Raw genomic sequence first — 14832 nt, 5'->3', positions numbered from 1 at the left:
CTCCTCCGAAGGACAAGGACACCCGCGTCCATGACCTTTGGCCTATGTGCCCTCACGAGCGGATGCCGCACGCTGCGCGCCTGCGGCGGCGCTTTGGGGATGGCCGCCAGCGTCTTGGATTGCGGCGGGCCGGGGGCCTGCCAGGACAGGGGGATCGTCAGATGAAACCGACCTTTACCGGGTGGCTGGGCGCGCTTGCACTGTGCAGCGCCACCGCCATGCCGGCGCTGTTGCATGCACAGGCCCAGCCCGCGGCGCCCACGCCCGCGTCGAGCGTGGCGGCGCCACCCGCGCCGATCACCTTCGCGCCGGCCAACGCCTCCGCGCCGCACGTGCCCAGCGCACCGGACGCCTGGGGCGGTCCGCGCACCGGCAACGAACCGACGCTGTCCGATCGGGTGGTGGACTACCGCATCGATGCGTCCCTCGACGCCGCCAGGCATGCGGTGAGCGGCAAGGAACAGCTGACCTGGCGCAACCGCAGCGACCGCGAAATACGCAGCATCTACGTACACCTGTACCTCAACGCCTTCCAGAACGAGGGCAGCACCTTCTTCACCGAACGCGAGGTGCTCACTGCGCACAGCGGTTCGCGTGGCGCGGCCAAGCTGGAGAAGGGCCAGTGGGGCTGGATCGACCTCAAGCAGGTCGCCCAGAACGGCAGCGCGCTCAAGTGGACGTTCGTGCACCCGGACGGCGGCCCCAAGACCGACCAGACGGTCGCGCGCATCGACCTGGCGCAGCCCGTGCCAGCCGGTGGCACCCTGACGCTGGACATCGACTTCCTGAGCCAGCTGCCGCGCGTGGTCGAGCGCACCGGCTGGTGGGGCGACTTCAACCTGGTCGCGCAGTGGTTCCCCAAGATCGGCGTGCTGGAGCTGCCGGGCGAGCGCGGCGCGACGCAGGTGCGCTGGAACGTCCACGAGTTCCACTTCAACAGCGAGTTCTACGCCGACTTCGGCCGCTTCGACGTCACCATGACCGTGCCCAGCGACTACACCGTCGGCGCGGTGGGCGAGCAGCAGGGCGCGCCGGTGGTCGCCAACGGCAAGACCACTTACCACTACGTGCAGGGCGACGTGCACGACTTCGCCTGGGTCGCGGCCAAGGGCTACAAGGTGCTCGACGGCAGCTGGCAGGGACCGGGCAGCCCGAAGGTCGCCGTGCGCGTGCTCTATCCGCCCGAGTACGCCGCCAGCGCGCAGCCGGTGCTCAAGGCGAGCACCGATTCGCTGACGTATTTCTCCGACACGCTCGGTGCTTATCCCTACCGCACGCTCACCGCGGTGGTGCCGCCGTACAACGCGGGCGAAGCCGGCGGCATGGAGTACCCGACCTTCTTCACCGCCGAAGGCTATGACGAGGTCACGCCCGGCACCGCCACCCAGTACGCGATCGACTTCGTGACCATCCACGAGTTCGGCCACGGTTATTTCTACGGCCTGCTCGCCTCGAACGAATTCGAGGAGCCGATGCTCGACGAGGGTCTCAATGAGTATTGGGACCAGCGCATGCTGCGCGCGCGCGGCCAGGCCATCGACATCACCACCGAAGGCCTCAGGCGGCTGGGCTTCGCGCCCTCGATCAGCGGTTTCGCGATGGAACGGGCAGCGGCGGGCCTCAAGCAACCCTATGACCCCCTCGGGGAAAACGCCTGGGACCGGCTCTCCAGCGGCAGCTATGGCACCGTCTACTCGCGCACCGCCACGGCGATGCACGACCTGGAAGAGCGCCTGGGCAAGGACGTCACCGAGCGCGCCTTCCGCGAGTACTACCGGCGCTGGCACTTCCGTCACCCGTCGGCCGCCGACCTGCGCGCAACGCTGATCGACGTGTCGGGTGACGCGAAGAACGTCAACGAGGTGTTCGACCAGTACGTCTATGGCACCGCGCACATCGACGACCGCGTGGCCAACATCGACAGCGAGGAAGTGCTGCCGCCGGCCGGCAGCACGATCGCCAATGGCAAGCGTACCGATGGGGACAGCGCTGCGCTGGACAAGCGGATCGACAAGCAGCGCGAGGACTGGAAGAAGGCCCATCCGAACGCCAAGGCCGGCACCGGGCCGTTCCCCTGGCACAGCACGGTGAGCGTGGTGCGCGAGGGTGCACCGGTCCCGCAGACCCTGCGCGTGACGTTCGCCGACGGAAGCCACCAGGACCTGCGCTGGAATGACGACCGGCGCTGGGCACGCTTCGAGTTCACCGGTCCTAGCAAGGTCGTTTCGGCCGAACTCGATCCCGAGCGGAAGATCTACCTCGACGCGAACAAGTTGAACGACAGTCGCACGGTCGAGTCCGATGGCGCCGCCTCGCGTCGCTGGAGCGCCGATTTCGCTGCCCTGGTGCAGGCCTTCTACTCCTTGCTGGTGTCGCTGTGATGATGACCTCGACCCGACGTACCGATGTGGGCGCCGTGATGCTCGCGCCCGTGGCGGCGCTGCAGTGGCGCCTGTTGTTGCTATGGCTGCTGTTCCTGCTGCTGCCCACAGCAGTAGCCGCGCTGCCGGCATGGCGGACGCTGGCCGACCTGCTCGACCGCTCCGTGCACGCCGCCGACTGGGCGCAGCGCTTCGATGGGCTGGCCTTCGGCGACGTGATCGGCAAGCTGGGCGACAGCGGCGCCGCACTGCACGGCTCGCTGCTGTTGGCGACCGTGTTCGCGCTGCTGCTGGGCCCGTTCCTGACCGGCATGACGGTGGCCACCGGCCGCGCCGGTCGCGCGCTGGGCTTCGGCCAGCTGTTGCAGTCCGGCGTGATCGAGTACGGGCGCATGTTCCGCCTGATGCTGTGGTCGCTGCTGCCCTACGCGGTCGCCATCGGCCTTGGCGCGATGGCGATCGGCGCCGCGCACAAGTCAGGCGAGCACGCGGTGCTGCAGAGTACCGCCGACCGCTATGCGCACACCGCACTGTGGGTCCTTGGGGTGCTGTTCGTGCTGGCCCATGCCGTGGTCGAGTCGGCCCGCGCGGCGTTCATCGTCGACCCGGGCCTGCGTTCGGCGACCCGCGCGCTGGGGCGTGGCTTCATGCAGCTCCTGCGCCGGCCGCTGGGCACGCTGCTGAGCTATCTGCTGATCGGCGCCATCGGCTCGGCGATTGCGCTGGCCTGTGGCGTGGGCCGCGTGCATACCCCGGCAGTGGGCCTGGGCGGCTTCCTGCTGGCGCTGCTGTTCGCCGAACTGGCGGTGCTCGCGGTGGGCTGGATGCGCATCGCGCGATTGTTCGCGCTGGCCGCGGTGGGGCGTTCGCTGGCGCCCCGGCGTGGCGGGTTCGCGCCCGCCCTGTAGCCCTGTGGCTGGAAGCGCGGCCCCGAGCGGGGCCGCGTTTTTTTTTTTGGCCGGTCGCCGCCGCGCCCGGACCTACTCGTCGTCCACTTCCGGCAGCGGCACCGCCATGTGGCAGGCCAGGCCGCTTTCGCGATAGTCGATGCTGACCGCGCCGTTGCGCGCGGGATTGAGGCTGCGTTCGACCAGGCGCGTGCCAAACCCCTTGCGGGCCGGCGGATGCACCGGCGGCCCGCCGTGCTCGATCCAGTCCAGATGCAGGATGCGCCGTCCGTTGGCTTCGCCGACGCGCCAGTGGATGCGCACGCCGCCGCCCCGATCGCCCAGCGCGCCGTACTTGATCGCGTTGGTGGCCAGTTCGTGCAACGCCATGGCGAAGGACAACGCATTCTGCGGCGACAACCGCACGCGCGGCCCCTCGATGTCGAAGCGCTCGCTGCCCCGGAAATTGTGGGAATGCGCCATCTGCTCGACCAGGTCGCTCAGCAGCGCGCTGCGCCAGTGCTCGCGGGTGAGCACGTCGTGCGCATGCGAGAGCGAGATCAGGCGGGCGTTGAACACCTCCGCCGCGCTCTCCACCGACGGGGCGCCGTTGAACGATTGCGCGGCCAGCGACTGCACGATCGCCAGGGTGTTCTTCACGCGATGGTTGAGCTCGTTGATCATCGTGCGCTGCTGCTGTTCGGCCAGCTTGCGCTCCTGCACATCGACCATCAGCCCGGGGAAACAGGTGGGCTTGCCGTCTTCGTCGAACTCGCAGCGCCCGGATGCCTCCACCCAGAGGTAGCTTTCGTCGGGCTGGCGGATGCGGTATTGGCAACGGTATGGCACGCCGTGATCGATGCTTTCCTGGATGCGCACCTCCACCTCCGGCAGGTCCTGCGGATGGATGCGTTCGAGAAAGGTTTCGAGGGGCAGGCCGGCTGCGCCCTCCACCGGGTCCAGCGAGAAGGCGCGGGCCAGGCGGCAATCGACCACGACGCGATTGCCGGGGATGTCCCACAGCCAGGTGCCAATCGCCGCACCCGCATTGAGCGCCAGCTCGACCTGTTCGCGGGCGCGATGGTAGGCACGCTCGGCTTTCACGCGCGCGGTGGTCTCGACCACGGTGGCGAGGAAGCCACGCGGTACACCGTCGGCATCGCGCACCGGGGTGTAGTCCAGGTCCATCCAGACGTCTTCTGCGTGGCCATGGCGGAACAGCACCAGCGGTTGATCGGTGTAGGAAAGCGGCTGGCCCGCGAGCGTCACCTCCAGCACGTGCTGGTTGAACTCGGCGACCTCAGGCCAGGCGGCCAACAGATTCAGGCCGAGCAGGTACGGGTGGCGTCCCCCGGCGAACACCGCGTAGGCGTCGTTGTAGATCAGCTGCGCGTCCGGCCCCCATGCCATCACCATCGGCAGGTTGGACGACAGGACGATGTCGACCACGGTGCGCAGCGGCTGTGGCCAGGTGTCCATCGCACCCATGGCGGTGGCGCCCCAGTCGTAGGCGCGCACGCGCTGGGCCATCTTCGGTTCGGCTTGCATCCGTTCGTCGTCCATGGGCCGCCATGCTTGTTGGTCTTGTTTTTCTCGACTGCGGGCACATCGATGTGGCGATGTCGTCGCGTGCCAGCGGGGCGCAGTCTTGTCCGGCGCCGCGCGGGGCAGGGCGATGCCGGAGCTTAATGCGGCAGCGTGTAGGCGTGCGCCGACACCGGTCGCGCCAGTCAGGTGGCGGTAGCTGGCCGTTGGCGCAGGTGCCTGTCGAGCTCGGCCAGGCGCTCGGGCGTGCCCACGTCGGTCCATGCGCCGCGATGATGTACGCCGTGCACGCGTCCGTCGGCCATGGCCGCGCGCAGCAACGGCGCGAGCTTGAAGCGCGGCGGGTTGGCGTCGACGCCGGGCGCGTCGCCGATCACCCGGCGCCAGTGCTGCAGCAGTTCGCGCCGATAGACGCCGATGCCGCTGAAGGTCAGCCGTGGCGCGCCCTGGGCGTGCAGCAGGCCGTGCGCGTCGAGCAGGAAATCGCCCTCCGGGTGGTGTGCCGGGTTGTCGACCATCACCAGGTGCGCGTCGCCCTGGGGTTCGGCCGGCAGGCATGCGTAGTCGAGGTCGCTGTGGATGTCGCCGTTGACCGCGATGAAGGGTGCCTCGCCCAGCAGCGACAGCGCGTTGAGCATGCCCCCGCCGGTCTCCAGCGGCGTCGGGCCTTCGTAGGCATAGCGGATGCGAAGGCCCCAGCGGCTGCCGTCGCCAAGCACGTCGGGAAATTGTTCGGCCAGGTGAGAGGTGTTGATGACCACATAGTGCACGCCGGCGGCGGCGAGCTTCTCCAGATGCCAGGCGACCAGCGGCTTGCCAGCGGCTTCGAGCAGGGGCTTGGGCGTGCGGTCGGTGAGCGGCCGCATGCGCTCGCCCAGGCCCGCGGCGAAGATCAGCGCATGCCTCATGCGGAGGCCGGTGCGGTGATGTCGCGCTCGCCCACGCAGCGTTCGATCAGCGCCGCCAGGTCGGCCAGCTCGGGATAGCGACGCGCGACGGGGAGCACGTAGCCGAGCACGCGCGGCAGGTCGGCGAGGTAACCGCGCTTGCCGTCGCGGTACCAGAGCCGGCAGAAGATGCCGAGCACCTTGATGTGGCGCTGCAGGCCGATCAAGTCGAACCAGCGCTGGAAACGCTCGCGGTCGACCGTGGCGTCGAGCAGGCCCGCCTGCTGCGCGCGCTGGCGGTATTGCTCGACCCACTGCGCCACGCAGGTTTCGTCCCAGGCGATGTAGCAATCGCGCAGCAGCGAGGCCAGGTCGTAGGCGAGCGGGCCGTGCAGCGCGCCCTGGAAGTCGATGATGCCGGGGTTGCGCAGTCGCGGCAGGGCTTCCGCGCCTGCGGGCTGGTAGGGGGCGACGAAGGGCGTCAGGCAGGGCATGCGGAAGGGGCCGGAACGGCTGCTCTCCAATTGCATCAGGTTGCGGCTGTGGAAATCGCGGTGCACGAACACGCGCGGCTGTTCGGCGGCGTTGTGCAGCAGCACGGTGAACGCCTGCTCGATCACGTCCCATTCCTCGCACGCGGGCGTGTATCCCAGGTGGCGCTGCAGGAACCACTCGGGCATCAGTTCCAGTTCGCGCTGCAGGAAGGCATGGTTGTAGGGAGGCAGGTCGGAGCCGTCGACGTTGACCTGGATGCGCAGCAGCGCGTCCATCGCCTGGGCGTAGAGCGCGTCGGCCGTGTCCGGGTTCAGGCACGATAGGTAGTCCTGCCGGCCAAAGTCCTCGATCACCAGGAAGCCCTGCGCCAGGTCGTGTGCGAGCACCACTGGCGCGTGCAGGCCGGCGTCTCGCAGGCGCTGGCCGATGGCCAGCCAGGGCGCGGGATCTTCCAGCGCCGGCGGCGAGTCCATGACGATCCAGCTGCCCTCGCCCTGCGTACGCCAGTAGCTGCGGAAGCTGGCGTCGGACGAAGCCGGCGCCAGGGTCAGCGTGTCGTCGTGCAGCGTGGCGCGGGCCCAGGCAAGTCGGGCGGCGGCGCGGTCGGAGGGGGTCATGGGCGGGTCGGTCTCGGGCATCGCATCAGCTTAGCGAGCCGGCGCGCACGCGGTCCATCCGCTTGCGCCGACGCCGGCTGGCGGAGGTTCATCCGATGAGACAGCCGTTTGCGATACTCGATACCTTGGGTTTTGCACACTGCCTGACCGTATTTTCGCTGGAGCCACGATGACCCGACGATCCGGAAGCGCCGACCTGCCGCTGCATGGCGGGCGCGTGCCGCGCTGGCTGGCGGACCGAATGACGCGGCTGGGCGCGCTGACGGCCGAGGCGATCGTGCGCGAGTACGGACGCGACGAGTTCCTGCGGCGGTTGGCGCACCCGTTCTGGTTCCAGTCCTTCGGCGCGGTGATGGGCATGGACTGGCATTCCTCCGGCATCACCACCAGCGTGATCGGTGCGCTCAAGCGTGGTCTCGCGCCGCTGTCGGGCGAGCTGGGCATCCACGTCTGCGGCGGGCGCGGCAAACACTCGCGCGCCACGCCGGGCGAGCTGGTGGCCATCGGCGAGAAGGTCGGCTTCGACGGCGCTGCGCTGGCGGGCGCGAGCCGGCTGGTGGCCAAGGTGGACAGCGCCGCGGTGCAGGACGGCTTCGACCTCTACCTGCACGGCTTCGTGGTCACCGACGATGGCCAGTGGGTCGTCGTGCAGCAGGGCATGAACGGCGAGCGCCGGCAGGCACGCCGTTACCACTGGCTGTCGGAGAACCTCAAGAGCTTCGTGGATGATCCGCACGCGGCGGTCGACGGGCCGGGGCAGGGACGCATCGTGAACCTGGCCGACCACCGCGCGCAGGCCTCGCGCCTGGCGCAGATCGAACTGCTGCGGACGCTCGGTCCGGACGGCATCGCGCGCGAGATGGCGCAGATCGAGGGCAAGGCCGCACCCGTGCAGTCGCCGTCCGACGGGCCGCTGCAACTCGGCCTGCTGCCGCACCTGATGATGCCCGACCACCACGACGTGCGCGGCAGCGACGTCGTGACGCGCCGCCTGCACGGCGCGCTCGCCGCCGCGGTGGAAAACGGTCCGCGCGATTTCACCGAGCTGCTGCAGGTGCCCGGCGTGGGTGCGCGCACGGTACGCGCGCTGGCGATGGTGGCCGAAGTGGTCCACGGTGCCCCGTGCCGCTTCAGCGACCCGGCGCGCTTCTCGCTGGCGCACGGCGGCAAGGACCGCCACCCGTTCCCGGTGCCCACGCGTGTCTACGACCACACCATCGGCGTGCTGAAGTCCGCGGTGGAGAACGCCAGGCTCGGCCGGGACGAACAACTGGCCGCGCTCAGGCGGCTCGACGAGCAGGCGCGTCGGCTGGAGCGGCACGCCAGGGGACCGTCGGTGGAGCAGTACATCGCCGGGGAGCGCCTTCGCTCGCACGAGTACGGCGGTCGCAGCGTGTTCGGTTGGGAGCCGCCGGCAACCGGTCCGATCGGGCAGAAGAAGGCCTCATAGCGAGGCGGAGGGCGGGCCTCGCCCGGCGCCTCCGGTACCTTTTGGCGATCGGGCCGGTGGGCTGAAGCGACTTGCGGGTCGCGGCCGACGCGCTTCAGGCGATCGGTTTGCGCGGCTCAGCCACGCGAGGCCTGCGCCAGGCAGCGCTGGTAGCGCCCGTCGACGCGTTTGGCGAACCAGGCGGTGGTGAGCTTGCGGGTGATCTTGGGGCTTTCCAGTCGGATGCGCGGCAGCATCTCGCGTGGCAACGGCTTGCGCGCACCGGCGTCGGCAAGTTCGAACACGCGCGTGTACAGGGCGGTGCGCACGAAATCGGGGCCTTCGCCTTCGGCCAGTGCGTCGTGGATCTCGCCCGGTTCGAGGTCCAGGCGCCTGGCAAGTGTGCGGGCGGCGCGTTCGGTGGCGCCCAGGCCACCGTCGTAGCGGATCAGGTCGCCGTCGAAGTCCAGCGCAATGCCGGTGACCTCGCTCAGCGCGTTCTGGAACGCCGCGTTGCGGCTGGCGTACCAGCCCGCGTTGTAATCGGCGAAGCGGTAGAGCATCTGCCGATAGTCGACCGGGTAGGCGAGCAGATGGGCGATGCCGAAGTACAGGCCACCGCGGCGGCTGAATACCTCGTGGCGGATCGAGCCATCGACCGGATAGGGATAGGTGTGGTCGTCGGCGTAATCCTCGGCGAAGGCGACGCTCACCTGCATCGGGCCGCCGGTGTGCACCGGGTTGTCGTCGCCCAGCAGGCGGCGGCCCAGCGGCACCATGCCGATGAAGTCCTCGTACAGGCGGCTCAGTTCGCGTTCGGTGCGCACGCTGGCCAGGCGGTCGCCGTAGCGCTTGCCGTCCGGCGACTTCAGCGCCAGCGCGGCGCGCACCAGAAACTGCGGGACGTGGTGCTGCGCGGCGCGGCGGTCGATCTCCTTGCGCGCGATGGAGCCCAGGCCCGGCACCACCGGTTCGGCGTGATAGTTCGATTCCTGCGCGGCGACGGCGAGCGCGGCGCAGAGGTTGCTGTCGGTCGGCGGGATGTCCAGCGCGGAGAACGCCGCGTACATGTCGTAGGCCCAACCCGCGCGGTCCGCGGTGTCGCCGGGCAACAGGCGCACGATCTGCGCGCGCACCTCGTCGGGTCGGCGCTGCGGCGCTTCCACGCGCGGACGCGCGCAGCCGGCGGCCAGGGCCAGCAGCGCGAGCAGGACGACGGGACGGGTGGCCGTTCGGATACGCATCCGGCATAGGGTGCCGTAGCGCTCGCCAATGGCGACTGAAGCCCGAGTCGGGGCTTCGAAGGGTGGGTTTCAGCCCACCCGGGGTCCTGCCGCGGATTGCGGTGGGCTGAGCCTACGAAGGTTACGACGACCGCCGGGCCTGGCGCCGGCGCCGCTTCCAGCGCAGCCATTGGCGTTCCAGCAGGATCAAAGACCAGCGCGTGGGCCGGCGCAAGAACGGCAGGTCCTGGGCGAGCAGCAGCACACCCAACGGCAGCATCCACAGCCCGAGCAGCGGCAGGAAACTGAAAAAGCCGGCGACGATAAGCAGCAGGCCCACCGGGATGCGCACCCAGCGCGACGAGGGCGCGCGCAGCCAGCGCAGGGGCGACGCGATCCAGCGCGGCAACCGACGCTCGAAGCGATCGAGATGGCGGTTCAGTCGGTCGATGTCCTTGATCACCTGTAACTCCGGTGGAGACTGCCGGCCATTCGACTACGCGCCGGATGGAAAGGCCAGTGCGCGGGCCGCGGCCGGTTCAGCGACGGCCACGCATGAGGGTGATCATCGATGCCATGCCTGCGATCTGCACGACCAGCCCGGCGCCGGCGCCCCAGCTCGTCCTGCGAGCCGTCGACGGCGTAGCGATGCCAAGGCGGTGCACGAAGCACGCGGAACGGGAAGGCAACCCACCGGCGCACGCCGCCGTTGCTCAGTCGCGGCCCAGCAGGCGCTGCGCCACGAAGGTGCTCGCGCAACCGGGACGCGCGGTCATCGACGCGCAGAAGCGGGCGCATGGCGGACTCCGGCAGGGCAGGAGTCGCCAACGCTAACCGCCTGGGTGCCTTTGCAGGCTCAATGATCCGTGATGAAGAGGTCCGTCGCGTGCCTGCCCGGAACTACGGCTTCGTCGATGCCAGCCGGGCCGGTGGGGCGGGGGCGAGTTGGCCCTCGACCAGCGGCACCAGTGCCGTGGTGAACCGACGGGCATCGGTGGCCGCGATATGCGACCACTCCGGCTGCTCGTAGCCGCGCAACTGCGGATGATCCTCGAAATGGATGCCCGGCGCGCCGGTGCGCCTGAGCAGCACGTCCCAGGTCTGTGCGCGCGGCAGCACCTTTTCCTCGAATGCATGGAACGGACCGATGCTCGGCGGGCGCACGAATACCACCTGCACGCCACGGGCGCGCAGCGTGGCGACCGCCACCACTGCGCGGCGGATCTGTTCATCGACCACGGTGCGCTGCTTGGCCGGCGTGTCCATGTTCGGCGGTGGCGGACGGTGGAACTGCTGCGCCCAGATGCGTCGGGCCAGTGCGCGGTAGCCGGCGTCGGTCTGCAGCTTGGTCCACATGTGGGTGTCGCGGTCGGCGCCCGTGTCCGCGAGCTTGCGCACGGCGATGTACGGGTGGGTACCGTCGCGCGCCGGCCAGGCCTGGCGCTTGACCACCGTGGCCAGGGCGAAATCGGGGTCGTCGAAGGCAAGCCAGGGCTCGATCAGGTGCATCGACAGCCAGTTGCCGATCTTTTGCGACGGCGTCTGCTTGTGCGTATAGGGCACCACGTCGCCGCGGTAGGCGTAGCCGGTGAAGAAGAGCAATGGCGCGACGCCGACCACCAGCCGGCCCTTGAAGTTCGGATCGGCGGCCAGGTCTTCGAGCATCGGCAGCGGCGACGTACCTTCCATCGCCAGCTGGATCGGCCGTTCGCCGGTCAACCGCTGCCACTGCGTCAGCTGCACGTCGAACAGCACGCGCGAGGAGCCGATCAGCACGGTCTTGCCGCCTTCGCCCTGGTCGATGCGCCGCCGCTGCATGGCCCATTCGCCGTTGCTGTTGCGATAGCCCGGGGTGACGCCGTAGGCGCGCCATTGCCACTCCCATGCGCCGGTCAGCAGCAATGCCAGCACCGCCGCACCGATCCAGATCCAGCGCCACGGCTGCACGGGAATGTCTCGCACGGGCACCGGTTGCGCGACGCCGGGACGATCGGCTGCCGTCAGCCGCACGAAGCCGGCGCGCAGCGGTTGCGCGCTGGACGTTTCGTCAGAACTGGAAATAGATGAAGGCATTGCCTGTGCCCTGTGCGATCACGATGGCGAACACCATCACGCCCAGCCCGGTCGACAACGCCAAGGCGGGCGCGCGCTGCAGCATGGATTCGAGCGTGTGCCTGCGCATCAGCCAGTGCGCGAATACGAGCCCGCCGACGATCAGTGCCGTGGTCACCAGCGACACCATCGGCAGGATCGGCGTGGCGGCCCCGTTGCCGCCGGCCATGCCCCGCAGCACGTCCCACGCCTTGCCGAAGCTGTGCGCGCGGAAGAACACCCAGGTCACGTTGATCAACACGTAGGTGAGCAGGCCAAGGGCCAGCAGCATGCCCGGCCCGGGCCGGTAGCCGGCGAAGTGCGTGCGCAGCGCACGCTCGCCCGACAGGTACAGGCCGTGCAGGCCGCCCCACACGACGAAGGTCCAGCTCGCGCCGTGCCAGAGACCCCCCAACAGCATGGTCGCCATCAGAGCCAGGTAGGTGCGCGCCGCGCCGTGGCGGTTGCCTCCCAGCGGGATATAGAGGTAGTCGCGCAGCCAGGACGACAGGGTGATGTGCCAGCGCCGCCAGAAGTCCGAGAAGCCGATCGCCGCGTACGGGAAGCGGAAGTTGTCCGGCATGGCGAAGCCCAGGCACATCGCCGCGCCGATCGCGGTAGTGGAGTAGCCGGCGAAGTCGCAGAAGATCTGGCCGCTGAAGGCCAGCGTGCCGATCCAGGCATCCAGCGTGCCGGGCGCCTGGTCGGTGTCGTAGATCGCCTCGGCCACGCCCGCCAGGAAGCTGTCGGCGAGCACGATCTTCTGGAACAACCCCAGCGTCATCAGCACCAGCCCGAAGCGCAGCTGGTCGGCGCTGGCCTTGTGCGGTTGCTCGAACTGCGGCACCAGCTCGGTCGGGCGCATGATCGGCCCGGCGACCAGGTGCGGGAAGAATGTCACGAACAGCGCGTAGTCCAGGAACCGGTTGGCCGGCACGGCGCGGTGCAGGTACACGTCCAGCGTGTAGGACAGCGTGGCGAAGGTGTAGAAGGAAATGCCCACCGGCAGCACGATGTCCCAGGCCGGCGGCACGTAGTGAACGCCAATCGCCGCCATCGCCGCGCTGAAGTTCTCCAGCAGGAAATGGCCGTACTTGAAGTAGCCGAGCATTCCCAGGTTGGCCACTACCGACAGCAGCATCCAGGCGCGGCGCACCAGCGGCCGCTGCGCGCGCACCAGTTGCTGGGCTGCAAACCAGTCGACCACCGTGGAGATCCAGAGCAGGATGACGAACGGCGGGTTCCATGCGGCGTAGAACAGATAACTGGCGACCAGCAGATTGATCTTCTTGGTCGTCCAGCGGAAGGGCATGGCGTGCAGCGCCAGGACCACGGCGAAGAACGCGATGAAGGCGAGCGAGTTGAATACCATCGCATTGGGCCCGGGGCGCAGCAGCCGGCGTGGTCTAGCATCAGGCGGTGCCCGATGCAAGCGCCGGTGCGTTACGGCCGCGCGAGACCGGCCTGGCGTGGCGCGGCGCACGGTCCGGGCATTGCGGCGGGCTCAACCGTGTTACCCGCGCTAGTATCCCGAGGCCCGGCCGCGTTGCCGTCGATTCCGCGGAGAAAACCCCATGAAGCGCCTGCTCATCGGTGTATTTGCCGTCGTGATTGCGCTTGTCGTGCTCGGCGCCGCCGCGCTGCTGCTGGTGGACGCCAACCACTTCCGCCCGCAGATCCAGGCCTCGTTGGGCAAGGCGCTGGGTCGCGAGGTGAGCATCGGCAAGCTGCACATGGCGTTGTGGACTGGCTCGCTCGAGGCGGACGAGATCCGCATCGGTGATGACCCGGCGTTCGGCAAGCAGCCATTTGTCAGCGCGCGTTCGCTGGACCTGGGCGTGGAGCTGTGGCCGCTGTTGATCCACCGCGAACTGCACGTCACCTCGCTGACGCTCGAGCAGCCGGTGGTGCGCCTGCTGCAAAACCGCAAGGGCGACTGGAACTTCGCCGGACTCGGCGGCGGTCCGGCGCCGTCCGAAGGCGCCGGGGCCGGCGTGCCCTCGGGACTCACGGTCGACCGGCTGCGCCTCGACGATGGCCGCATCGAACTCACGCGCATGGCCGGCGACCGCAAGGTGTACGACCACGTGCACCTGAGTGCGGATCACGTCGGCACGCAGGCGGCCTTCCCGTTCGAACTGAAAGCCGACATTGCCGGCGGCGGCACCTTGGCGCTGGACGGCAGGCTCGGTCCCTGGCAGTCCGGCAACGCCGTGTCGACCCCGGTCGATGCGCATCTGGTCATGCGTGACCTGAATCTCATCGGTGCCGGCCTGATGGCGCGCGGCAGCGGCGTGGGCGGCGTGCTCGACCTGGACACGCACATCGCTTCCGCCAAGGGCGTGCTGCGCTCGAAGGGACGCATCGATGCACGCAAGCTGCAACTGGTCGCGTCCGGCTCGCCTTCGCCGCAACCGCTGCGCATCGACTACCAGGCCAACTACCGGCTGGCTGCCGGTACCGGCCAGATCGCCAACACCACGCTGCACGCGGGCGCGGCGCGCCTGTCCATCGGCGGCAGCTTCGACAATCGCCCCGCGGTGATGCGCATGGACCTGAAGGTGAAGGGCCAGCGCCAGCCGATCGATGACCTGCAGCCGCTGTTGCCGGTGTTCGGCGTGATCCTGCCGAAGGATTCGCGACTGGCCGGCGGCACCGCCAGCATGGATCTGGGCGTGCGCGGGGCGCTCGATGCGCTGGTCATCCACGGGCCGGTCTCGCTCGACGGCACGCGGCTGGCCGGCTACAGCCTCGGCGACAAGCTCGGTGGCGCACTGGCGCTGGCTGGCATCAGCGCGCCGAAGGACACCGTGATCCGCCATGCCGAGGCCATGCTGACCATCTCGCCCAAGGGCATCGACGCCGACCCGGCCAAGGCGCAGATCGCCCAGCTCGGTAGCTTCACGGGCAAGGGCCGCATGGCCGCCGACGGCGCGCTCGATTTCCGCATGCTGGTCAAGCTCGACCAGGGCGTAACCGGCGCGGGACAGGCGGGCCAGGGCCTTGCCGGCCTGCTGGGCGGATCGAAAGCCGGCGGCGCGCTCGGCGGCCTGATCAAGGGCATGAGCACCAACGGCGTAGGCGTGCGTGTGGGAGGCACGGCCAGCGCACCCAGCTTCAAGGTCGATCCCAAGGCGGCGGTCGGCCTGCTGGAGGCCGGCGCGCGCGGCAAGGGCACGCAGCCGGCGGCGAAGCAGCCCGCCAGCACCGAGGACGCGCTCAACAACCTGCTGCAGAACGCGCTCAAGCCCAAGCAGCCGACCTCGGGGCATTGAGC

General features: G+C 69.4%; 11 protein-coding genes. 4 read left to right on the top strand and 7 right to left on the bottom strand.

Features of this window, described 5'->3' with window-relative positions; all coding sequences use genetic code 11:
• The first annotated feature begins 161 nt into the window (after window positions 1–161).
• Both ACFWZ1_RS12015 and ACFWZ1_RS12010 read left to right on the top strand, forming a co-directional pair.
• Entirely contained in the window at window positions 162–2381 is a 2220-nt protein-coding gene (locus tag ACFWZ1_RS12015) for a M1 family metallopeptidase (protein ID WP_439666572.1), read from the top strand.
• The gene (locus tag ACFWZ1_RS12010; RefSeq protein WP_231320875.1) at window positions 2381–3289 is read left to right on the top strand and encodes a hypothetical protein; all 909 of its coding nucleotides are present in this window, start codon (window positions 2381–2383) and stop codon (window positions 3287–3289) included. The genes ACFWZ1_RS12015 and ACFWZ1_RS12010 overlap by 1 nt, the downstream gene beginning before the upstream one ends.
• Before the next feature lie 72 nt (window positions 3290–3361).
• On the opposite strand, the gene ACFWZ1_RS12005 is transcribed toward ACFWZ1_RS12010, so the two are convergent.
• The 3 genes from ACFWZ1_RS12005 to ACFWZ1_RS11995 form a co-directional block, all read right to left on the bottom strand.
• Window positions 3362–4831, bottom strand: coding sequence for a sensor histidine kinase (locus ACFWZ1_RS12005; protein WP_439666571.1), 1470 nt, complete (start codon window positions 4829–4831; stop codon window positions 3362–3364).
• A 167-nt stretch (window positions 4832–4998) separates the two neighbouring features.
• The gene (gene murU / locus ACFWZ1_RS12000; protein ID WP_439666570.1) at window positions 4999–5721 is read right to left on the bottom strand and encodes an N-acetylmuramate alpha-1-phosphate uridylyltransferase MurU; all 723 of its coding nucleotides are present in this window, start codon (window positions 5719–5721) and stop codon (window positions 4999–5001) included.
• Window positions 5718–6812 (bottom strand): aminoglycoside phosphotransferase family protein, encoded by a 1095-nt coding sequence (locus tag ACFWZ1_RS11995; RefSeq protein WP_439666569.1) that lies wholly within the window; start codon window positions 6810–6812, stop codon window positions 5718–5720. Before ACFWZ1_RS11995 ends, murU begins: the two co-directional genes overlap by 4 nt.
• Before the next feature lie 169 nt (window positions 6813–6981).
• Between ACFWZ1_RS11995 and ACFWZ1_RS11990 the strand changes: the two genes are divergently transcribed.
• The gene (locus ACFWZ1_RS11990; RefSeq protein WP_439666568.1) at window positions 6982–8262 is read left to right on the top strand and encodes a DUF763 domain-containing protein; all 1281 of its coding nucleotides are present in this window, start codon (window positions 6982–6984) and stop codon (window positions 8260–8262) included.
• A gap of 116 nt (window positions 8263–8378) precedes the next feature.
• Here the strand turns inward: ACFWZ1_RS11990 and ACFWZ1_RS11985 are convergent, their stop codons facing one another.
• From ACFWZ1_RS11985 to ACFWZ1_RS11970, 4 genes are all read right to left on the bottom strand, one after another.
• A complete protein-coding gene (locus ACFWZ1_RS11985; protein ID WP_439666567.1) occupies window positions 8379–9485 on the bottom strand; it encodes a DUF1615 domain-containing protein in 1107 nt (368 codons plus the stop codon).
• A gap of 121 nt (window positions 9486–9606) precedes the next feature.
• Entirely contained in the window at window positions 9607–9927 is a 321-nt protein-coding gene (locus ACFWZ1_RS11980) for a hypothetical protein (protein ID WP_231320867.1), read from the bottom strand.
• A 437-nt stretch (window positions 9928–10364) separates the two neighbouring features.
• On the bottom strand, window positions 10365–11537 hold the full coding sequence (locus ACFWZ1_RS11975) for a hypothetical protein (protein ID WP_439666566.1): 1173 nt from the start codon (window positions 11535–11537) through the stop codon (window positions 10365–10367).
• The gene (locus ACFWZ1_RS11970; protein WP_439666565.1) at window positions 11512–12927 is read right to left on the bottom strand and encodes an MBOAT family O-acyltransferase; all 1416 of its coding nucleotides are present in this window, start codon (window positions 12925–12927) and stop codon (window positions 11512–11514) included. Before ACFWZ1_RS11970 ends, ACFWZ1_RS11975 begins: the two co-directional genes overlap by 26 nt.
• A gap of 202 nt (window positions 12928–13129) precedes the next feature.
• Between ACFWZ1_RS11970 and ACFWZ1_RS11965 the strand changes: the two genes are divergently transcribed.
• Window positions 13130–14830 carry an AsmA family protein gene (locus ACFWZ1_RS11965; protein WP_439666564.1) on the top strand — a complete coding sequence of 567 codons (1701 nt, stop codon included), beginning with the start codon at window positions 13130–13132 and terminating at the stop codon, window positions 14828–14830.
• Window positions 14831–14832 lie beyond the last annotated feature (2 nt).

This window comes from Frateuria sp. GZRe14, from assembly GCF_051900395.1.
Classification (GTDB): Bacteria; Pseudomonadota; Gammaproteobacteria; order Xanthomonadales; family Rhodanobacteraceae; genus Frateuria_A; species Frateuria_A edaphi.
Note: the sequence above shows the minus strand (reverse complement) of the source record. Positions and strands in the feature narration are given on the sequence as shown.

Bases quoted from the DNA above. Each gene is read 5' to 3' on its own strand.
- ACFWZ1_RS12015 (WP_439666572.1), top strand. From the start codon at position 162: ATGAAACCGACCTTTACCGGGTGGCTGGGCGCGCTTGCACTGTGCAGC.
- ACFWZ1_RS12010 (WP_231320875.1), top strand. From the start codon at position 2,381: ATGATGACCTCGACCCGACGTACCGATGTGGGCGCCGTGATGCTCGCG.
- ACFWZ1_RS12005 (WP_439666571.1), bottom strand. From the start codon at position 4,831: ATGGACGACGAACGGATGCAAGCCGAACCGAAGATGGCCCAGCGCGTG.
- murU (WP_439666570.1), bottom strand. From the start codon at position 5,721: ATGAGGCATGCGCTGATCTTCGCCGCGGGCCTGGGCGAGCGCATGCGG.
- ACFWZ1_RS11995 (WP_439666569.1), bottom strand. From the start codon at position 6,812: ATGACCCCCTCCGACCGCGCCGCCGCCCGACTTGCCTGGGCCCGCGCC.
- ACFWZ1_RS11990 (WP_439666568.1), top strand. From the start codon at position 6,982: ATGACCCGACGATCCGGAAGCGCCGACCTGCCGCTGCATGGCGGGCGC.
- ACFWZ1_RS11985 (WP_439666567.1), bottom strand. From the start codon at position 9,485: ATGCGTATCCGAACGGCCACCCGTCCCGTCGTCCTGCTCGCGCTGCTG.
- ACFWZ1_RS11975 (WP_439666566.1), bottom strand. From the start codon at position 11,537: ATGCCTTCATCTATTTCCAGTTCTGACGAAACGTCCAGCGCGCAACCG.
- ACFWZ1_RS11970 (WP_439666565.1), bottom strand. From the start codon at position 12,927: ATGGTATTCAACTCGCTCGCCTTCATCGCGTTCTTCGCCGTGGTCCTG.
- ACFWZ1_RS11965 (WP_439666564.1), top strand. From the start codon at position 13,130: ATGAAGCGCCTGCTCATCGGTGTATTTGCCGTCGTGATTGCGCTTGTC.